Raw genomic sequence first — 18,328 nt, 5'->3', positions numbered from 1 at the left:
GTTTCATGCTCTGGGTGTCTAACGGAGATAAGTCGGATACGTGACGCTTGTTACTGATTGTCGATAAGAACGATTGATCCCACGGGGATCTGGCGCAGCTGGAAAAGGGCGTCAGCGGGCACCCGGATGCATCCGTGGCTGATGGCCTTGCCGAAGACGTCCTGCTTCGGCCAGCCGTGGAAGGCCACGGTGCCGGGCCCTCCGCCGTAGTTGTCGAGCGTCGCGCTGTGGGTGCCCAGCGGGATGATCACGGGGGAGAAGGTCTGCTTCGTGTCGCTGAACTGACCGTGGATGAATGTGCGGCCGGTCGGCGTCGGCGTCGAGGGCTTGCCGACGGCCACCTTCCAGGCGCCGACGAGGTTCCGGTCCCGGTAGATCTCCATCTGCTTGAGACCCAGGTGCACCCGCACGACGTACGGCGTGTGGCCCTGCGCCACCAGGCCGGAGCGCACCCAGCCGGTCGCACCGTTCGGCTTCGAGGGCAGGAGCACCTGCACCCAGCCGGCGGTCCGCGCGATCGCGGGCAGCCAGAGGTCGCCGAACTCGGTCGGCGAGATCTTCGCGAACGGCTTGCCGTCGGGCTTGTCGTAGACACCGAGCACACGGTTCGGGTGGACGACCAGGCCGGTCGTCGCATTGGTGGGGTGCGGGTCGCGGGGAGCGCGCGGAGTCCGCGTGTGCGTCGTGGCGAAGCCGGCGTCGCGCAGTGCCGCAGAGGTGTCCGGCGGCGGCGGGGGCGGCGGGGTCTTCTTCTGCACCGTCAAGAGGGCGAACACCAGCAGCCCGCAGCCCAAGGCTGCGACGACTACGGCCGTCCCCCATGACGCCCCCCTGCTACCGGATCCCGACACTGTTCTCTCCCGAAAACAGGCGCCGCCACCGGCGGCGCCTTCTTCCCTGCATGCATGAACGATCCGTGCGATCCCTCGTCACGTTTCGTCACATATGTCTAGTCCAATGCCTAGAGCCCCGATCGTCCCATAGGTGCACCCCTGTTCGTGCCGAAACGGGGAGAGTCAGGTCTAGACCGGTTGGCCGTGCTGATCTGCGTAGACTCCGCGTCGTGGCTGGGCGCATCAGGGACGAGGACATCGCGGAGGTTCGCGAGAAGGCCCGGATCGACGACGTCGTGAGCGGTTACGTCACCCTGCGCAACGCCGGCGGCGGCTCGATGAAGGGCCTGTGCCCCTTCCACGACGAGAAGTCGCCGTCCTTCCACGTCACGCCCGCTCGGGCGTTCTTCCACTGCTTCGGCTGCGGTGAGGGCGGGGACGTCTACTCGTTCCTGATGAAGATCGACGGCATCACCTTCACCGAAGCCGTCGAGCGGCTCGCCGACAAGGTCGGCATCCAGCTGCGCTACGAAGAGGGCGCGGGTCCCTCGAGCCAGCCCCGCGGCCCGGCACGTGGCCGGCTCATCGAGGCGCACAAGCTCGCCGCGGAGTACTACGCAGACCTGCTCGGTACGCCGGAGGCCCTGGCCGCGCGACAGTTCCTGGGATCGCGTGGTTTCGACCAGGCGGCAGCCGAGACCTTCGGAGTCGGCTTCGCGCCACGCGACGGCGAGGCGCTGTTCCGGCACCTCCGGCAGAAGGGGTTCAGCCCCGACGAGCTGGTGACCTCGGGGTTGATCGGCCACGGCCGCAGCCACTACGACCGGTTCCGCGGGCGACTGCTGTGGCCGATCCGCGAGGCCAACGGCGAGGTGATCGGCTTCGGTGCCCGTCGGATCTTCGACGACGACCGGATCGAGGCGAAGTACCTCAACACCCCCGAGTCGCCGATCTACAAGAAGTCCCACGTCCTCTACGGCCTCGACCTGGCCCGCAAGGAGATCGGCCGGAGCTCGCAGGCGGTCGTGGTTGAGGGATACACCGACGTCATGGCGTGCCACCTCGCCGGCGTCGGCACTGCCGTCGCGACCTGTGGCACCGCGTTCGGCGACGACCACGCGCGCGTCCTGCGCCGGTTCCTCCACGACCACGAGGAGTTCCGCGGCGAGGTGATCTTCACCTTCGACGGCGATGCCGCCGGCCAGAAGGCCGCACTGCGTGCGTTCGGCGGTGACCAGAACTTCGTCTCGCAGACCTACGTCGCGGTCGAGCCGTCCGGCATGGACCCGTGCGACCTCCGCCTGTCCCAGGGGGACGAGGCCGTGCGCGACCTGATCGCTCGCCGCGTCCCGCTCTACCGCTTCGTGCTCGGCAACGTGCTCTCCCGTTACGACCTCGACCGGGCGGATGGCCGGGTGGACGCCCTCCGCGAAGCCGCCCGCCTGGTCTCCTCGGTGCGCGACCGCTCCAAGGTCGACGCCTTCGCCCGTGAGATCGCGGCGTCGGTCGGTGTCGACGTCGAGGAGGCCCGGGCCGAGGTACGCCGCGCCTCGGCACGCGCGGCCAAGGCCCCGGACCGCGGACCCGGCTCGGCCGCCGCTGCTGCCAAGACCGCGCAGCGTGCCGGCGAACGTGTGAACGACCGGCCGGGAGAGCGCGCCGTCGAACGCGACATCGCCTCGAGCGCTGCGCCCGAGGCGCCCGCGGTGCCCCCTGGCCCGCCGGTTCCGGACCCGCGCGACCCGCGCTTCGCGCTCGAGCGCGAAACCCTGAAGCTCGTGCTCCAACACCCAGGCGTGGTCGCCAACGTCGCGCGTGACGTCCACGGCAACGACTTCACGCACCCGACCTTCGCCGCCGTGTGGGAGGTCATCGCTGGCGCCGGGGGACCGGCACGCGGCGCCCAGGACGCCGGCTGGACGAGCAAGCTGCGCGCCGCCACGACCGACCCGCTGGTGGCCACCGCGCTGAGCGCCCTCTCGGTCGAGCCGGTGCGTTCTGCCAGGGAGCCGGACACGGCGTACGTCCATGCGCACGTCTACAAGCTGCTCGAGCTCACCGCGCTGCGGCGCATCGGGGAGCTCAAGTCGAGGCTGCAGCGGACCAATCCGGTGGACCACTCGGTCGACTACAACCGCATGTTCGGTGAGCTCGTCGCCCTCGAGCAGCACCGGCGCACGCTGCGCGACCAGTCGCTCGGCGGCTGAGCCACGTCCCGCGTGCATCTCCCGGTGCCCCGATTTTCCTGACGGGCCTGGTCGTTGCTATGGTTTCCCGGCTGCCAAGCGGTCCCCTGTAGCTCAATTGGCAGAGCAGCCGACTGTTAATCGGCAGGTTATTGGTTCGAGTCCAATCGGGGGAGCCACACGAGAGGCCGGTGCCAGGTGCACCGGCCTTTCGACATTTCTGGGACTGGCTCTCCGGGCCGGGGTTACGCTCGCTGGCGGGAAGAACGTGGGGTGGGTCAGTGACAGTCCGGCGCTGGATCGGTGTGGTGTTGATCGTGGTCGGGCTGTCCGCGTTCGGCTGGATCGGGTGGCAGTTCTGGGGCACCAACTGGCAGTCCGCGCGCATCCAGCGTGAGGTCCTCGGGGAGACCGAGCAGGCCTGGGAGCGCGGCGAGAACCCCACGGTCAAGTGGGGTGAGGTCGAGGGCGTCGTGAGGATCCCCGCGTTCGGCAAGGACTACGCGATCCCGCTGCTCGAGTTCACCGGGTACGACGCGCTGCACGCCGGTTTCGGCCACATGCCCGCCTCTGCTCCGATCGGGGGCGTGGGCAACTCGGCGATCGTCGCGCACCGCACGACCCGCAACGAGCCGCTGCGTCGCATGCCCGAGCTCGACGTCGGTGACACGGTGATCATCGAGACCCGGACCCAGGTCTTCACCTATCGGTTGATCACGGCCGGCGACGCCCTGCGGGTGCGGTTCACCGCTGGCTGGGTGCTGGACACGATCCCGCGCAACCCCGAGCCCGGCGGCGTGCAACCTCCTCAGGAGGAGGGACAGCGCCTGCTGACGATGGTCACCTGCGCCGAGCTCTTCCACTCCGACTGGCGGCTCGCTGCGTTCGGCGAGCTGGTGACCGTGAAGCCGAAGCCCGCACGCTGACGGCCCGAGAGCCCTGACGACACGAGAGCCGCCCACCCCGGAAGGGATGGGCGGCTCTCGTCGTACTGGACCTACTGGGGCAGGGCGTCAGGCCAGGCGGCGCTTGCGGGCCATGACCAGGCCGGCGACGACTGCGCCGAGGGCCGCCAGGAGCGCGCCGAGGCCGATCGTGGCGCCGGTGCTGGGCAGCCAGCCGTTGTCATCGGAGTCGCCCGAGCCGGAGCCCTGGCCACCCGCAACGCGGTCGTCGGAGGCATCGAGCGGGTCGGTGCCCGCCTTGACCTCGGCGCCGTCCTTGACACCGCCGTTGTCGGTGTCGGCGTCCTTCGGGTCGGTGCCGTACTTGTTGACCTCGGCGCCGTCCTTCAGCCCGTCGTTGTCGGTGTCGGCGTCGAGCGGGTCGGTGCCGAGCTCGACCTCGCGACCGTCCTTCAGGCCGTCGTTGTCGGTGTCGGCGTCGAACGGGTCGGTGCCGAGCGCCTTCTCCTCAGCGTTGGTGAGGCCGTCGCCATCGGGGTCAGCTCCCGGGGCCAGGAGCGCCGCGTCGTCGGAGCCGTCGAGCGGGTTCGTGCCGGCTGCGACCTCGGCGCCGTCCTTGACGCCGCCGTTGTCGGTGTCGGGGTCCTTCGGGTCGGTGCCGTGGGTGTTGACCTCGGCGCCGTCCTTCAGGCCGTCGTCGTCCGTGTCCGCGTCGAGCGGCTTGGTGCCGTGGGTGTTGACCTCGGCGCCGTCGGTGAGCCCGTCGTTGTCGGTGTCCGCATCGTGCGGGTCGGTGCCGAGCGCGGCTTCCTCGGCGTCGGTCAGGCCGTCGCCGTCCGCGTCCGTGGCGCTGACGCACTGGACGCCACTGGTCGGAGCCGCAGCACGCACGTCCATGGTTGCCACGCCGAGGTCGACGTCGGCGATCGAGGCGCCCAGCAGGGTCTGGAGGGTGCCCGTGGTGGTCACCTTGACGTCGACCGAGAGGACGTTCGGCACGGCGGCCGCGGCGGCGGTCCCGGCGGCGGTGTCGGACGGCGCCGGCGCGAGCGCGAGGGTGACGTTGGCGATGATCTTGCCCAGCAGGCCGAGGTCGACCGTGAGCGGAAGGGTGATCGGCGCGCCGCTGACCGGCAGGTTGATGACCTGCCCATTGGCGAGGGTCACGGTGGCCGTCGGGTTCGAGTAGGTGACCGTGCCCGCGCCACTGCCGCTGGAGGTCGCGGTCAGGACGGCAGGCGAGACCACGTGGACCCGTGCGAGGTCGTTGAGCAGGTGGATGTCGCCGACGTCGGTGGTCTGCTTCGCGACCATGCTGCCGTTCGAGAGGTACGTCGTGCTGGTGGTTGCGGAGGCGTCGACCTTGGCGATCGTCAGCCCGCCGCCAGGGAGAAGCGAGGTGACCGTCGTCGGCAGCGCCTGGGTCAGGCCCAGGTTCACGCCGGCGAGCTGGGTCGTGGCCTTCGACAGCGGCGTGCCCGCGGGGACACACGCGGTGGTGCCGGCCCAGTTGGCCGCACCGGCGCCGTGGATGACGCCGACGCCGAGCAGGCTCGGGACCTGGACCGGAAGGAGGTCGCGGTCGTAGGAGTCGTTCGGCGCAGCATCGACCCGCGCGGTGTCGACCGGGATGTTGAGCGACGCCACGGACGCGTGGACGTTCTTGCTCTCGGCCGTCGTGGCGGGCGTCGCCGTCGAGTCAGCGGTGGCCTTCGCGTGAGCGACGGTCACGCCGGCGAGCGACGGGATGTTGAGCAGGTTGGACAGAACGGACACGTCGAGGGAGACGATGTCGCCGTGGGCGCTGCCGGAGTACGGCGCGGGGAGCGTTGCCGCTTCAGCGGTGCCGGCTCCCGCGAGGGCGAACGAGCCGGCGAGCGTGAGCGCAGCGAGTGTCGAGAGATTGCGACGCAAGAGTGGAGGCCTTCCTTTGGCCGCGCGGCGGACGTCGCCCGATGCGCGGATCAGCGATGGCCTCCCGAGCCGACCGTTGAACCTGACGTCCGGGCATCGTGGAAAACGAACCGGACAATGATCTGGACAACTGACCAGAGAGTCGGTTGGTTATGCCATGTGAGTGTGGGACGCGCCACGTTCCGCCGACCGGCCGTCAGAGGGCGTAACCCCGTTTGGGGCACCTCGTTGTGCAATCAGGGAACGCGTCGGTCCACCCTCCCTCCCCGGATCGCACGCACGGTGTCCGCCGTCCCTCGCCTGGCACCAACATGGGGCGTGCCAGCCGCCAGGCGGACACCTTTATCGTTCGCCCCGGCACGCGCTCGTGGCTTCGCCCGATCCGGCGCCAGCGACGATGCTCCGGCCCGCTAATGTCTGGGCCGAGGGGCAGTAGCTCAGTTGGTCAGAGCAGGAGACTCATAACCTCCCACGCGTCGGTTCAAGTCCGACCTGCCCCACGGTGGCTGGCCCGCATCAGGCCAGCGTGGCGGCGTACAGGACCGTCTGGATCGGCATGGTCGTCGGCACCGGACCGAACTCCTGCTCCAGCAGGCTGCGCACGGTCGCCTCGACGTCGAGGGGGTCGGCACCGCGGGCGCGGATCTGGTCCACGACCGGGTTGCCGCGGACCAGGCCGGCGGCGAAGTCCTCCCAGCTCGCGACGGGCGTGGCGTGCGGGAGCACCTCGATCGTGATCGCCCCGAACCCGGCGGCCTGCGCGAGCTCGCGCAGCGGGTCGACAGCGGACATCGAGAACGGCACCCGGTAGAACGGCGGTGGCTTCTCGGCGAAGGTCGCGCTCAGGACGCCGTCGGCGAGTGCCGCGAACGGGTTGTGGGCGTGGCTGTCCCAGACGCTGAAGAGGAAGGTCCCTCCGGGGCGCAGCACTCGCGCGGCCTCGCGGAAGCCCGCCTTGAGGTCGGGCAGGAACATCAGCCCGAACTGGCAGACGACGACGTCGAACGACTCGTCGGCGTACTGCAGCGACTGGGCGTCGGCAGTCTCCACCAGCGCCGTCCCGTCGAGGCGCGAGCGCGCGATCTCGAGCATCGGCCCGTTCAGGTCGGTGATGACCAGCGCCGCCTCGGGCAGCTGCTCACGCAGCTCGGCGCTCACGATCCCGGTGCCCGCGGCCGTCTCCAGCACGTCGTGCGGCGCGAGGGCCGCGGCACGAGCTCCCATCACCGTCGCGTAGTGGCTGAAGATCACCGGGCCGAGCCCGGTGTCGTAGAAGTGGGGGATCTCCCCGACGAACTCAGCGGCGTTCTCGTCCATCCTTCGACGGTAGGGCGCTCAGGCCTCCGCTGTCAGCGGAAGCTCGCGCGCGCTCGCGAAATGCCGGGGGCGGCCATCGACCGGATCGATGAACGAGAGCTCGTCCGCCAGCAGCTGCAACGGGTGGGAGAAGTCGTCGATCGAGGTGTCGAGGACGTCCGGATAGATGGGGTCGTTGATGATCGGGATGCCCAGGTCGTGCAGGTGCTTCCGCAGCTGATGCGTCCGGCCGGTCCGCGGCAGGAGCCGATAGACAGCCGACTCGCCCTGCTGCTCGGCGAGCTCGATCCGGGTCTCGGCGTTGACCGGTGCGTCCGGGACGATCTCGACCTGGAAGCTTCCGCGCGGGTTCTGGATGTGGTTGCGGATCGTCAACGGGAGCTGGAGATCAGCGCGCCACGGAGCCAGGGCGCGGTAGGTCTTGTGTGCCGTGCCGTCGGCGAAGATCCCTTGGTACGCCGCACGCCAGCGTTGCTCCGTGGTGAGCACGAGGACCCCGGACGTGATCCGGTCGAGCCGGTGGGCGGGGCTGAGCTCCGGGAGGGCCAGCTGCTCGCGCATCCGGACGACGACGCTCTGCAGCACGTGGTTGCCGCGCGGGATCGACGACAGGAAGGGCGGTTTGTCGACGACGACGATCCTCTCGTCGCGGTGGAGCACGACCACCTGGCCGGGCACCTCCGGCTCGTCGCGGAGGTCACGGTGGAACCAGATGAACGTGTACGGCGCGTAGTCGTCGTCGCCGCCGACGGGGCGCGCATCGGCGTACACGAACCGCTCGTCTGCCAGCAGCCGATCCACGTCGACCCGATCCGCCAGCTTGTGGCGCAGCCACTCCCGCATCGAGCCCCACGTGCCGACCTCGCGGTTCGGCGTACGCACCCAGGCGGGTTGCAGCCCGTGGCGAAGCGGCAAGGGCGATGGGGGAGGCACGGCTGAATGCTAGGCGGGGCTCGTGGTCACTCCGCGACGGTGACCGTGATCCTCGGGCCGATCGGCTCGGTGCCCCACTGGATGCCCTCGCGGAACGTGACCTGGATGTCGTCGACGGTCAGGGTCTGCGCGCGGGACGAGGCAAGCGCGATGACGAGCTGGTCCGTGTCCGTGTCGAGCGTTGCACCCTCGGCGGGCTTCACGCTCGTGCAGAACGGGTCGGGATCGGGGGTGAAGCCGAGCGCTCCGCCCTTGCACACATAGGCATCCCAGGATGCTCCCTGTGGCTTGCCGTGCCAGTCGACCTTCACCGAACGGATGTGCAGCGTGCGTGCCGCCGGCGCCTCGATGCCGACGTACACCGCCTCGTCGACCCGGGTGGGGCCCGAGACCGTGTCGCCTGGATCGAGGTCGGCGGGGTGCTTCATCCACCAGCCGACGACCAGCACCGCGATCACCAGGACCGGGATCCACCACCAGCGGGGCAACGGCTGGCGATCGCCGCCGAAAGCGCCGCCGGTCTGCCCGTCCGACGGCTCGAGCGGTGGGGGCGAGGAGAGGTGGGACACGGAGCACAGGCTACGACCGAACTTGTCCGGGGGAGGAGAGTTGAGGTTGACTCGCCGGTGGGGGATCGCGAGGAGGAGGGACGCGATGCTGCGCTTCGACGGTGCGGGAGTGAGCGACGGTGGTCCCGTGCGCGAGCTCAACGAGGACGCTGCGTTCCTCGGACCCTGGCTGGCCCTGGTGGCAGACGGGGTCGGCGGTGCGGCTGCGGGAGAGATCGCGTCCGCGACCACGGCGTACGTCGTGTCCCGCAGCACCGGCCGCGGCACCGACCCGATGCTTGCCCTTGACGCCGGCGTACGCCGTGCGGTGGACCTGATGCGTCGCGCCAGCGCCGTCGACGTCGACCTGCTCGGTTTCGCGACGACGCTCACCGGGATCGCGCTCGACGGTGCTCGGGCAGCGCTGGTCCATGTCGGCGACTCGCGTGCCTACCTGCTGCGATCCGGGGGGCTGACCCGGCTGACCCGCGACCACACCTATGTCCAGCGACTCGTGGACGACGGCTACCTCGAGCCCTCGCGTGTGGCCTCCCACCCGTGGCGCCACGTCGTGACCCGCTCGCTCCACGCCGGCGTGGTGGCCGACGACGAGCATCCTGAGTTCAGTGAGCTCACCCTCGTCGCTGGCGATCGCCTGATCCTGTGCAGCGACGGGATGAGCGACCACCTCGACGACGACCGGATCGCCGACCTGGCGGGCGGCATCGCCCCGGGCCGCGCCGCGCAGGGACTGGTCCAGGAGGCCTGGCTTGCGGGCGCGAGTGACAACGTGACCTGTCTCGTGGTCGACGTGCTCGACCTTCCTGAGGACCGCGAGTCCGCGGCCGGTCGGGGAAAGGCGCCTGCGGGCGAGCGGTTCGGATCGCTCCTGGATGACAGCAACGTCCTCGGCGCGACCCGCCTCACGACGTACTGATCGAACGTTCTTGCGTGGAAGGCTGGTGTCGCGAGACAACATCAGTCACAATGGCTACACAATTACACACATGTCACTTCCATTCTCATCTCCTTGTCGATCGCTGGGGAAGGCGTATCTCGACGCCGGAGATGAAGGAGGGTCACAGTGACCAGCAACCGCACTGCCACGAGGGGCGTTCTCTACGTGCACTCTGCGCCGTCCGCGCTGTGCCCGCACGTCGAGTGGGCCGTCGGCGGCGTCCTTGGCGTGCCCGTCAGCCTGGAGTGGATCCCGCAGGCTGCCCAGAGCGGCACCTACCGGGCCGAGCTCTCGTGGTCCGGATCCGTCGGCTCCGCCGCGGCTGTTGCCTCGGCTCTCCGCGGGTGGAACCACCTGCGTTTCGAGATCACCGAGGAGCCCACTGCCGGCACCGAGGGTGCCCGCTACTCCTACACGCCCGAGCTCGGTGTCTTCCACGCCGTCACCGGCGTCCACGGCGACATCATGATCCCCGAGGACCGGCTCAAGGCTGCCGTCGTCAAGGCTGCGCTCGGCGACACCACGATGCTGATCGAGATCGACAAGCTCCTCGGCAAGCCGTGGGACGACGAGCTCGAGACGTTCCGCCACGCAGGCGACGGCGCACCGGTGCGCTGGCTGCACCAGGTCGTCTGAGCGTCAGTCCCACCAGGGGTAGAACGCCGGCATCTGTGAGGCCTTGCCGGTGAACTCGGGATCACGCTTCTCGAGGAACGACTTCACGCCCTCCTTGCCGTCCTCGCGGCTCGCGTAGAAGATCGCCAGCGAGTCGGACTGGTGCGCGACCATCGGGTGGTCGGCGGCCATGTTCCGGTAGATCAGCTGCCGTGTGAGCGCGGTGGCGACGCGGGAGCGGTTCCGGGTGAACTTCCGCGCCAGCTCGTACGCCGCGGGGAGCAGGTCGTCGGGCGCGTGCACCGACCGCACGAGTCCCACCTCCTGGGTCTCCTCGGCAGTCATGATCTCGGCGGAGTAGAGCATCTCGAGGGCGCGCGAGACGCCGACGATGCGTGGCAGGAACCATGAGGAGCAGGCCTCGGGCGTGATCCCGATCTTGCCGAACACGAAGCCGATGCGCGCCTTCTCGGACGCCAGGCGCACGTCCATCGCGCAGATCATCGTGGCGCCGATGCCGACGGCTGCTCCGTTGACGGCCGCGATGACCGGCTTCTTGCAGTCGTAGATGGCGAGCGTGACGCGACCGCCGGTGTCGCGCACGCCGACCGCGACGGACGGGTCGTCGAGGCGCGACCGCATGTCCTCGTTGGTCGGGTCCTGGGCCTCGTCGAGACCGAAGACGTTGCCCTCGCGGGTGAGGTCCATGCCGGCACAGAACGCACGGCCGGCGCCGGTCACCACGATCGCGGCGACGTCGTCGTCCTCGCTGGCGCGTCGGAACGCGTGCTCGAGCTCGTCGGCCATCGTCAGCGTGAACGAGTTGAGCGCGTCCGGGCGGTTCAGCAGCAGCGTGAGAATGCCGTCGGCGACGTCGTACGACAGGGTCTCGTAGGTGGTCATGCCCCGCAGGATGCCAGACCGGTCCGGCCGCCGGTCAGACGAGGGCGGAGCGGATGAACTCCACGGCATCCGACACCCGGAGCAGACCGGCGACCTGGTCGTCCGGCACGCGAAGGCCGAACTTCTCCTCGATACCGACCGCGATCTCCAACAGGGACAGGGAATCGACGGTGAGGTCGTCGGTGAACGACGCGTCGGGGACCACCTGCTCAACGGGTACGCCGACCACCTGGTGCACGATCTCGGCGAGCGCCGGGAGGATCTCGCCGTCGGTGATGTTGCTCATCTTTGCTCCTGCTGTCGGGAGTGCGGGGCCGTATGGTTGGATCCTCGCACTGTCCACGCTGACCACCTGCCCAGGGTGTGCGGCATCGGAGGCAAGGAGCGGTTTCCATGCGCGCACCGCAGTTCGACATCCAGTACGTCACGCTCCACGGGCACAGGCGAGCCTTCGTCAAGGTCGGCTCCGGCCCCGTCATCCTGCTGCTCCACGGTCTCGCGTGCGACCACACGACCTGGTCGCCGGTGATCGCCGAGCTGGCCAAGCGCTACACCGTGATCGCCCCTGACCTGCTCGGCCACGGCCAGTCAGCCAAGCCGCGGGCGGACTACACCCTTGGCGGCTATGCCAACGGCATGCGCGACCTGCTGACGGTGCTCGACATCGATCGCGCCACGGTCGTCGGCCACTCCTTCGGGGGTGGTGTGGCGATGCAGTTCTCCTACCAGTTCCCCGAGCGCACCGAGCGGCTCATGCTGGTCTCCGCGGGTGGTCTCGGCGCCGAGGTGACCCCGCTGATCAAGGCGATCCAGGGCTTCGGTTGGGAGCCCGCCATGCGCCTGATCACCCGTCCCGGCATCCGGCACGCCGTCACCGGGGTGATGCGGGCCAGCACCGGACTGTGGCCGAAGCACACCCGCGACCTCGACGAGGTCGCTGACATCGTCGACAGCTGGGCAGACCGCCGCACGCGCTTCGCGATCCGCCACCTCGTGCGCGCGGTGATCGACTGGCGCGGCCAGATCGTCACCATGTCGGACCGCGCCTACCTCACGGAGGCCTTGCCGCTGGCCGTGCTGTGGGGCGAGGACGACCAGGTGCTTCCCGCGCGGCACCTGGAGATCGCCCGCACGCTCGCTCCCGGCGCGATCACGGAGCTCTTCGAGGACGCGGGCCACTTCCCGCACAAGGACCACCCCGAGGAGTTCGTCGCGTTCGTCGACCGGTTCATGACCGAGACCGAGCCCTCGGACTACTCCCGCGAGACGGTCGCCGAGCTGCTGCGCCGCGGCTCGCTGGTGGACATCCCGACGGCCGAGGGCGGCGACGCCCCGGTTGACCCGGTGCCCGCCGCCCTCGTCCGCTGAGCTGGTCCTGAGCGCCGCCGTCAGGCGTCGGCGCCCTCCTGTGCGAGTCCACCGACTGCGGTCGGGTCGTCGATCTGATACCTCGCGGCAGCCTGGGCCACGGCCTCCCGAGGCAGCTGGCCGGCATCGGCAAGGCCCTGCAGCGCCTGCACGACGACCGCGGCCGCGTCGATGTGGAAGAACCGCCGGGCAGCGGCCCGGGTGTCTGCGAAGCCGAACCCGTCCGCACCGAGCACGCGGTAGTCACCGGGGACCCAGCGCGCGATCTGCAGCGGCACGGCGCTCATGTAGTCGGAGACCGCCACGAACGGACCCTTCGCGCCGGCCAGCTTGTCCGCGACGTACGCCGTGCGGGCGGGCTGGTCGGAGTTGAGCAGGTTCCACTCCTCGGCCGCGATCGCATCGCGTGCCAGCTCGTTCCACGAGGTGACCGACCAGGTGTCGGCCACGACGCCCCAGTCGTCGGCAAGGATCTGGGCGGCCTCGGCGATCCACGGGTAGCCGACGCCGGAGGCGAGCAGTTGGACTCGCGGTGCGTCACCGTCGGAGTGGGCCCCGGCTGCGGTGGAGCCGGTCGAGACCTTGTGGATGCCTCGCAGGATGCCGTCGACGTCGACGTCCTCCGGCTCGGCCGGCTGGTCGACCGGCTCGTTGTAGACGGTGATGTAGAAGATGACGTTCTCGGGGCCCATTCCGTCGCTGCCCGCGCCGTACATCCGCTCGAGGCCCGAGCGCATGATGTGGCCGACCTCGTAGCCGAACGCGGGGTCGTAGTGCACGACCGCCGGGTTGGTCGCCGCGAGCAGCGGGGAGTGGCCGTCGGCGTGCTGCAGGCCCTCGCCGGTCAGCGTGGTGCGGCCCGCAGTGGCGCCGATCAGGAAGCCCCGGGCCAGCTGGTCGGCCATGGCCCAGATCGAGTCACCGGTGCGCTGGAAGCCGAACATCGAGTAGAAGATGTAGAACGGGATCATGTGCTCGCCGTGCGTGGAGTACGCCGAGCCGGCAGCGATCGCCGAACCCATCGCGCCCGCCTCGGAGATGCCCTCGTGGAGCATCTGGCCGGACGGTGAGGTCTTGTAGGCGAGCAGCATGTCGCGGTCGACCGGGGTGTAGGTCTGGCCGGCCGGGTCGTAGACCTTGGCGCTCGGGAAGAACGCGTCCATGCCGAACGTGCGGTACTCGTCGGGGGCGATCGGGACGAGACGGTTGCCGATCTCCGGGTCGCGCATCCACTCCTTGAGCAGTCGGACGGCGGCCATCGTGGTCGCCATCTTGTTCTTGCCGGCGCCCTTCTTCAGGCCGGCGTAGACCGCGTCGCCGGGCAGCTTGAGCGGCTTGGCGCGGTCGACCCGGCTGGGCAGCGGGCCACCCAGCGTCGCGCGGCGCTCGAGCATGTACTGGATCTCGGGGGAGTCCTGGCCCGGGTGGAAGAACGGTGCCGTGCCGGTCGCGTCGTAGAAGCTGTCGAGCTCCTTGTCGGAGATTGGCAGGTAGAGCCGGTCGCGGAACTGCTTGAGGCTGTCCTGGGACAGCTTCTTCATCTGGTGGGTGGCGTTCTTGCCCTCGAGCGAGTCGATGGTCCAGCCCTTGATGGTGTGGGCGAGGATCACGGTCGGCTGGCCGACGGTCTTGGTCGCGGCGTCGAACGCGGCGTACACCTTGCGATAGTCGTGACCACCGCGCGGGAGCTTCTCGATCTGCTCGTCGGTCAGGTGCTCGACCATGGCGCGCAGGCGCGGGTCCGGGCCGAAGAAGTGCTCACGGTTGTAGGCGCCGTTCTCGACCGAGAAGGTCTGGAACGCGCCGTCGGGGGTGGAGTTCATCTTGTTGACCAGCACGCTGTCGACGTCGCGCGCGAGCAGGTCGTCCCACTCGCGACCCCAGATCACCTTGATGACGTTCCAGCCGGCGCCGCGGAAGTTGGCCTCGAGCTCCTGGATGATCTTGCCGTTGCCGGTGACCGGGCCGTCGAGCTGCTGCAGGTTGCAGTTGACCACCCAGACCAGGTTGTCGAGCTCCTCGCGGGCGGCGATGCGGATCGCGCCGAGCGACTCGGGCTCGCCCATCTCTCCGTCGCCGAGGAAGGCCCAGACCTTCTGGTCGGAGGTGTCCTTGATGCCACGGTTGTCGAGGTAGCGGTTGAACCGCGCCTGGTAGATCGAGTTGATGCCGGTCAGGCCCATCGACACCGTGGGGAACTCCCAGAAGTCCGGCATGAGCCGGGGGTGCGGGTACGACGACAGCCCGGCGCCGACGCCGTGCTGGACCTCCTGGCGGAAGCGGTAGAGCTGCTGCGGGCTGAGCCGGCCTTCGAGGAACGCGCGGGCGTAGATGCCGGGGGAGGCGTGGCCCTGGATGAAGATCTGGTCGCCGCCGCCCGGGTGCTCCTTGCCGCGGAAGAAGTGGTTGAAGCCAACCTCGTAGAGGCTGGCGCTCGACTGGTACGTCGCGATGTGGCCGCCGACGCCGAGGCCGGGGCGGTTCGCGTCGGAGACCATGACCGCGGCGTTCCACCGGATGAAGGCGCGGATGCGGCGCTCGATGTGCTCGTCGCCGGGGAAGTAGGGCTCGCGCTCCGGCGGGATGGTGTTGATGTAGTCGGTGCTCCGCAGCGCTGGCACCCCGACCTGCTTCTCCCGCGCTCGTTCGAGCAGACGCAGCATGACGTAGCGGGCGCGTTCGCGCCCCCGTTCGCTGAGCATCGAGTCGAACGACTCGATCCAGTCCCGGGTCTCGTCAGGGTCGATGTCGGGGAGCTGGGTGGGGAGTCCCTCATGGATCACACGAGGAGTTGCCTGCCCAGGCGTCGGGGTGTCGTTGGTCACGATGTTCATCGTGGCACCGCTGGAGGCGACGCGCGAGTAACAAACGAACAGTGCGGATACGTTCACTCGGTGGTACGCATGTGGCGAGGCTTGCGTCACGGGGCGGTTCTCCGGTGGACTGTCCCTACGTTCGTGCGCGAGCACCCCGATGAACGGCACAGAGATCTGGAGGCGTCAGTTGAGTTCGACCACGGGTGGGGACACCACCCAGACCGCAGGCCCCGCGGGCCGGCTGGGTTTCGTTCCGGGCATGGTTATCCAGGAGCTCGGGTGGGACGACGACACTGACGACCAGCTCAGGATCGCGATCGAGGATGCGCTCGACGCCGACCTCGTGGACGCCGACTACGGCAATGTCGTGGACGCTGTCCTCCTCTGGTGGCGTGAGGACGACGGTGACCTCGTCGATGCCCTCGTCGACTCACTGACCGATCTCGTGGGCGGCGGCGCCATCTGGCTGCTCACCCCCAAGGTCGGCCGTCCCGGTGCCGTTGACCCTGCTGACATCGCCGAAGCCGCTCCGGTGGCAGGCCTGTCGCAGACGACCACGGCAGCGGTGAGCAAGGACTGGGTGGCCACCCGGCTGGTCGCCCCGAAGACCGTCGTACGCTGAGCCGTCCCCTCCGTGCCGGCTGCTGTCGGTCCTGCGGCGGAGGACGCCCAGCTAGCCCAGCACGCTGAGTAGGAGCAACGCAGGTGCAGAACGCCCCCCAGGTCCTCCGGGTCCTCGCCCGCTCGGGCATGGTTCGTCCGATCGGCCCACTGGCCGCGGTGAAGTCGCTGAAGACCGTCCTGGACTTCGGCATCGGCCCCGCCGGTGGTTTCACCGCGCTCGCGCTGCGTGCTCCGCGCAAGATCGGTCTGATCGATGAGCTCGGCGAGCTCACGTTCCAGCAGCTCGACCAGCGTTCCAACGCCCTGGCCCACGCGCTCGCCGAGCTCGGGGTCGGCGCCGGTGACGGTGTCGCGATCATGTGTCGCAACCACCGAGGCTTCGTCGACGCGTCCCTCGCTGCCGCCAAGGTCGGGGCGGACATGCTCTACCTCAACACCGCCTTCGCCGGCCCCCAGCTGGTCGAGGTGGTCGAGCGGGAGAAGCCGACCGTCGTCATCTACGACCAGGAGTTCACCCAGCTGCTCTCCGCCCTCGGCGACGTGAAGCGGATCGTGGCGTGGAAGGACTCCGACACCGAGGGCATCCCCGACATCGAGAGCCTGATCGCCTCGGGCTCGACCAAGCCGGTCAAGGCGCCCGCCAAGATGGGCCGGATCATCATCCTGACCTCGGGCACCACGGGCACGCCCAAGGGTGCGCCGCGCAGCGAGGCCGGCATCGACGCCGCGGCCGCGCTCCTCTCGCGCATCCCGATGAAGCGCGGCCAGCGCATCCACGTCGCCGCGCCGCTGTTCCACACGTGGGGCCTCGCGCACTGGCTGCTCGGCATGTTGCTGGAGACCACGATCGTGGTCACCCGCCGCTTCGAGCCGGAGGAGTTCCTCCGGATCATCGACGAGCAGCGCTGCGAAGGCGCCGTGGTCATCCCGGTCTTCCTGCAGCGTGTGCTGCAGCTTCCGGTGGAGATCCGCGCGAAGTACGACGTCAGCGGCCTCAAGGTCGTCGCGTCGTCCGGCTCGGCCCTGCCGGGCGACCTCGCCCAGCAGTGGATGGATGCCTTCGGCGAGAACCTCTACAACGTCTACGGCTCGACCGAGGTCGCCTACGCGTCCATCGCGACGCCTGACGACATGCGCTCGGCTCCCGGCACCGCCGGCAAGCCGCCGCTCGGCGCGGTCGTCCGCCTGTACGACGCGGACGACAAGCTGGTCGGGCCGCTCGACTCCGGCCGGATCTTCGTCGGCAACAGCATCCTCTTCGAGGGCTACACCGGCGGTGGCGGCAAGGCCGTCATCGACGGCCTGATGTCGTCGGGCGACGTGGGTCGCTTCGACAGCGAGGGCCGCCTCTTCGTCGAGGGCCGTGACGACGACATGATCGTCTCCGGCGGCGAGAACCTCTTCCCGCAGGAGGTCGAGGACTGCCTCGTCCGCCACGAAGCGGTTGTCGAGGCAGCCTGTGTGGGCGTCGAGGACGCCGACTTCGGCAAGCGTCTCCGCGGGTTCGTGGTCGTCTCCACCGAGATCACCGAGGACGAGCTCAAGGACTGGGTGAAGGCCAACCTGGCCCGCTTCAAGGTGCCCCGCGAGATCATCTTCGTGCCCGAGCTGCCGCGCAACGCGACCGGCAAGATCCTCAAGCGCGAACTGGTGACCTGGACGGTCGAGTGATCGAGGTTGGTCAGGTCGCTCCGGACTTCGTCCTGCGCGACCAGTTCGCCCAGGACGTGAGCCTCAGCTCGTTCCGCGGCAAGAAGAACGTCCTGTTGTTCTTCTACCCGTTCGCGTTCTCCGGGGTCTGCACCGGCGAGCTCGGGGGAGTGCGCGACCGGCTCGACGAGTTCCTGACCTTCGACAGCGAGCTGCTCGCGATCTCGTGCGACCCGACGTACGCGCTGCGTGCCTTCGCGGACCACGACGGCCTCAACTTCCCGCTGCTCTCGGACTACTGGCCACACGGCGCCGTCACCTCGTCGTACGGCGTCTTCGACGAGCGCCGTGGCGCGCCGCACCGGTCGTCGTTCGTCATCGATCGCGACGGAATCGTGCGCTGGAGCATCCACAACGAGCGCCACGATGCACGCGATCTTGACGAGCACCTGGCCCAGCTCAGGGCCCTGGCCTAGACCGGGTTTCGCCGCTTTCCACAGAATTCGTCGATTTCCGGGACAGGGAGTCCCCGGGTGTCGGAGAATTCTGGTGTTGCGACCGCCGGAGACCCGAGACTCTGGCGGTCGCAACTCATTTCAGCGGGTCCGGTTTCGGACGTGGTTTCCGATCGCCAGAAGCGCTCGCGTAGTGTGATCCGCCGAGCAAGGGCGTGTAGCTCAGCGGTAGAGCTTCCGGTTTACACCCGGACGGTCGGGGGTTCGAACCCCTCCGCGCCCACCAGCCTTCGTGGCAGAGTC

At 69.2% G+C, this 18,328-nt stretch carries 16 protein-coding genes and 3 tRNA genes; 11 read left to right on the top strand and 8 right to left on the bottom strand.

Features of this window, described 5'->3' with window-relative positions; genetic code table 11:
- Window positions 1-50: 50 nt before the first annotated feature.
- Window positions 51-776 carry a L,D-transpeptidase gene (locus D4739_RS16180; RefSeq protein WP_238473684.1) on the bottom strand — a complete coding sequence of 242 codons (726 nt, stop codon included), beginning with the start codon at window positions 774-776 and terminating at the stop codon, window positions 51-53.
- Between the two features lie 287 nt (window positions 777-1,063).
- Here D4739_RS16180 and dnaG point away from each other — a divergent pair, with 287 nt between their 5' ends.
- The 3 genes from dnaG (at window position 1,064) to D4739_RS16165 (ending at window position 3,945) form a co-directional block, all read left to right on the top strand.
- Window positions 1,064-3,040, top strand: a complete 1,977-nt coding sequence (gene dnaG / locus D4739_RS16175; RefSeq protein WP_120061556.1) for a DNA primase — start codon at window positions 1,064-1,066, stop codon at window positions 3,038-3,040.
- An 82-nt stretch (window positions 3,041-3,122) separates the two neighbouring features.
- Window positions 3,123-3,198 (top strand) — tRNA-Asn (locus D4739_RS16170).
- 102 nt (window positions 3,199-3,300) lie between these two features.
- Window positions 3,301-3,945 (top strand): sortase domain-containing protein, encoded by a 645-nt coding sequence (locus D4739_RS16165; protein WP_182920455.1) that lies wholly within the window; start codon window positions 3,301-3,303, stop codon window positions 3,943-3,945.
- Between the two features lie 87 nt (window positions 3,946-4,032).
- Here D4739_RS16165 and D4739_RS16160 read toward each other — a convergent pair whose 3' ends face one another.
- Window positions 4,033-5,838 carry a hypothetical protein gene (locus D4739_RS16160; RefSeq protein ID WP_120061554.1) on the bottom strand — a complete coding sequence of 602 codons (1,806 nt, stop codon included), beginning with the start codon at window positions 5,836-5,838 and terminating at the stop codon, window positions 4,033-4,035.
- A 426-nt stretch (window positions 5,839-6,264) separates the two neighbouring features.
- Between D4739_RS16160 and D4739_RS16155 the strand changes: the two genes are divergently transcribed.
- Window positions 6,265-6,338: transfer RNA gene (locus D4739_RS16155), tRNA-Ile, on the top strand.
- A gap of 16 nt (window positions 6,339-6,354) precedes the next feature.
- Here the strand turns inward: D4739_RS16155 and D4739_RS16150 are convergent.
- The 3 genes from D4739_RS16150 to D4739_RS16985 all read right to left on the bottom strand — a co-directional run bounded on the left by D4739_RS16150 (window position 6,355) and on the right by D4739_RS16985 (window position 8,657).
- Window positions 6,355-7,155 carry a class I SAM-dependent methyltransferase gene (locus D4739_RS16150; protein WP_120061553.1) on the bottom strand — a complete coding sequence of 267 codons (801 nt, stop codon included), beginning with the start codon at window positions 7,153-7,155 and terminating at the stop codon, window positions 6,355-6,357.
- A gap of 18 nt (window positions 7,156-7,173) precedes the next feature.
- Window positions 7,174-7,998, bottom strand: a complete 825-nt coding sequence (locus D4739_RS16145; protein WP_120061552.1) for a pseudouridine synthase — start codon at window positions 7,996-7,998, stop codon at window positions 7,174-7,176.
- A 116-nt stretch (window positions 7,999-8,114) separates the two neighbouring features.
- The gene (locus D4739_RS16985) at window positions 8,115-8,657 is read right to left on the bottom strand and encodes a hypothetical protein (RefSeq protein WP_182920453.1); all 543 of its coding nucleotides are present in this window, start codon (window positions 8,655-8,657) and stop codon (window positions 8,115-8,117) included.
- 85 nt (window positions 8,658-8,742) lie between these two features.
- On the opposite strand from D4739_RS16985, the gene D4739_RS16135 reads away from it, so the two are divergent.
- Together D4739_RS16135 and D4739_RS16130 are read left to right on the top strand one after the other, a co-directional pair.
- Window positions 8,743-9,573, top strand: coding sequence for a PP2C family protein-serine/threonine phosphatase (locus D4739_RS16135; protein ID WP_182920452.1), 831 nt, complete (start codon window positions 8,743-8,745; stop codon window positions 9,571-9,573).
- A 147-nt stretch (window positions 9,574-9,720) separates the two neighbouring features.
- Window positions 9,721-10,230, top strand: a complete 510-nt coding sequence (locus D4739_RS16130; protein WP_120061549.1) for a DUF3145 domain-containing protein — start codon at window positions 9,721-9,723, stop codon at window positions 10,228-10,230.
- Window positions 10,231-10,233: 3 nt separating this feature from the next.
- Here the strand turns inward: D4739_RS16130 and D4739_RS16125 are convergent, their stop codons facing one another.
- Together D4739_RS16125 and D4739_RS16120 are read right to left on the bottom strand one after the other, a co-directional pair.
- Window positions 10,234-11,112, bottom strand: coding sequence for a crotonase/enoyl-CoA hydratase family protein (locus tag D4739_RS16125; RefSeq protein WP_182920451.1), 879 nt, complete (start codon window positions 11,110-11,112; stop codon window positions 10,234-10,236).
- Window positions 11,113-11,146: 34 nt separating this feature from the next.
- Window positions 11,147-11,398, bottom strand: coding sequence for an acyl carrier protein (locus tag D4739_RS16120; protein WP_120061548.1), 252 nt, complete (start codon window positions 11,396-11,398; stop codon window positions 11,147-11,149).
- A 107-nt stretch (window positions 11,399-11,505) separates the two neighbouring features.
- On the opposite strand from D4739_RS16120, the gene D4739_RS16115 reads away from it, so the two are divergent.
- Complete coding sequence (locus D4739_RS16115) at window positions 11,506-12,480, top strand: alpha/beta fold hydrolase (protein WP_120061547.1); 975 nt, start codon at window positions 11,506-11,508, stop codon at window positions 12,478-12,480.
- 20 nt (window positions 12,481-12,500) lie between these two features.
- Here D4739_RS16115 and aceE read toward each other — a convergent pair whose 3' ends face one another.
- Window positions 12,501-15,305, bottom strand: a complete 2,805-nt coding sequence (gene aceE / locus D4739_RS16110; protein WP_238473683.1) for a pyruvate dehydrogenase (acetyl-transferring), homodimeric type — start codon at window positions 15,303-15,305, stop codon at window positions 12,501-12,503.
- A 148-nt stretch (window positions 15,306-15,453) separates the two neighbouring features.
- On the opposite strand from aceE, the gene D4739_RS16105 reads away from it, so the two are divergent.
- From D4739_RS16105 to D4739_RS16090, 4 genes are all read left to right on the top strand, one after another.
- Window positions 15,454-15,918: a DUF3052 domain-containing protein gene (locus D4739_RS16105; RefSeq protein ID WP_120061545.1), complete on the top strand. Its 465-nt coding sequence runs from the start codon at window positions 15,454-15,456 to the stop codon at window positions 15,916-15,918.
- Window positions 15,919-16,001: 83 nt separating this feature from the next.
- The gene (locus D4739_RS16100) at window positions 16,002-17,591 is read left to right on the top strand and encodes an AMP-binding protein (RefSeq protein ID WP_120061544.1); all 1,590 of its coding nucleotides are present in this window, start codon (window positions 16,002-16,004) and stop codon (window positions 17,589-17,591) included.
- On the top strand, window positions 17,588-18,046 hold the full coding sequence (locus D4739_RS16095) for a peroxiredoxin (protein ID WP_120061543.1): 459 nt from the start codon (window positions 17,588-17,590) through the stop codon (window positions 18,044-18,046). Before D4739_RS16100 ends, D4739_RS16095 begins: the two co-directional genes overlap by 4 nt.
- A 190-nt stretch (window positions 18,047-18,236) precedes the next feature.
- A tRNA-Val gene (locus D4739_RS16090) sits at window positions 18,237-18,311 on the top strand.
- Window positions 18,312-18,328: the final 17 nt, after the last annotated feature.

Origin of the sequence: Nocardioides cavernaquae (assembly GCF_003600895.1) — a bacterium.
In the GTDB taxonomy this organism is placed as follows: domain Bacteria; phylum Actinomycetota; class Actinomycetes; order Propionibacteriales; family Nocardioidaceae; genus Nocardioides; species Nocardioides cavernaquae.
The sequence above is the reverse complement of the archived record's forward strand: the minus strand, read 5'-3'. Positions and strand labels throughout refer to the sequence as shown.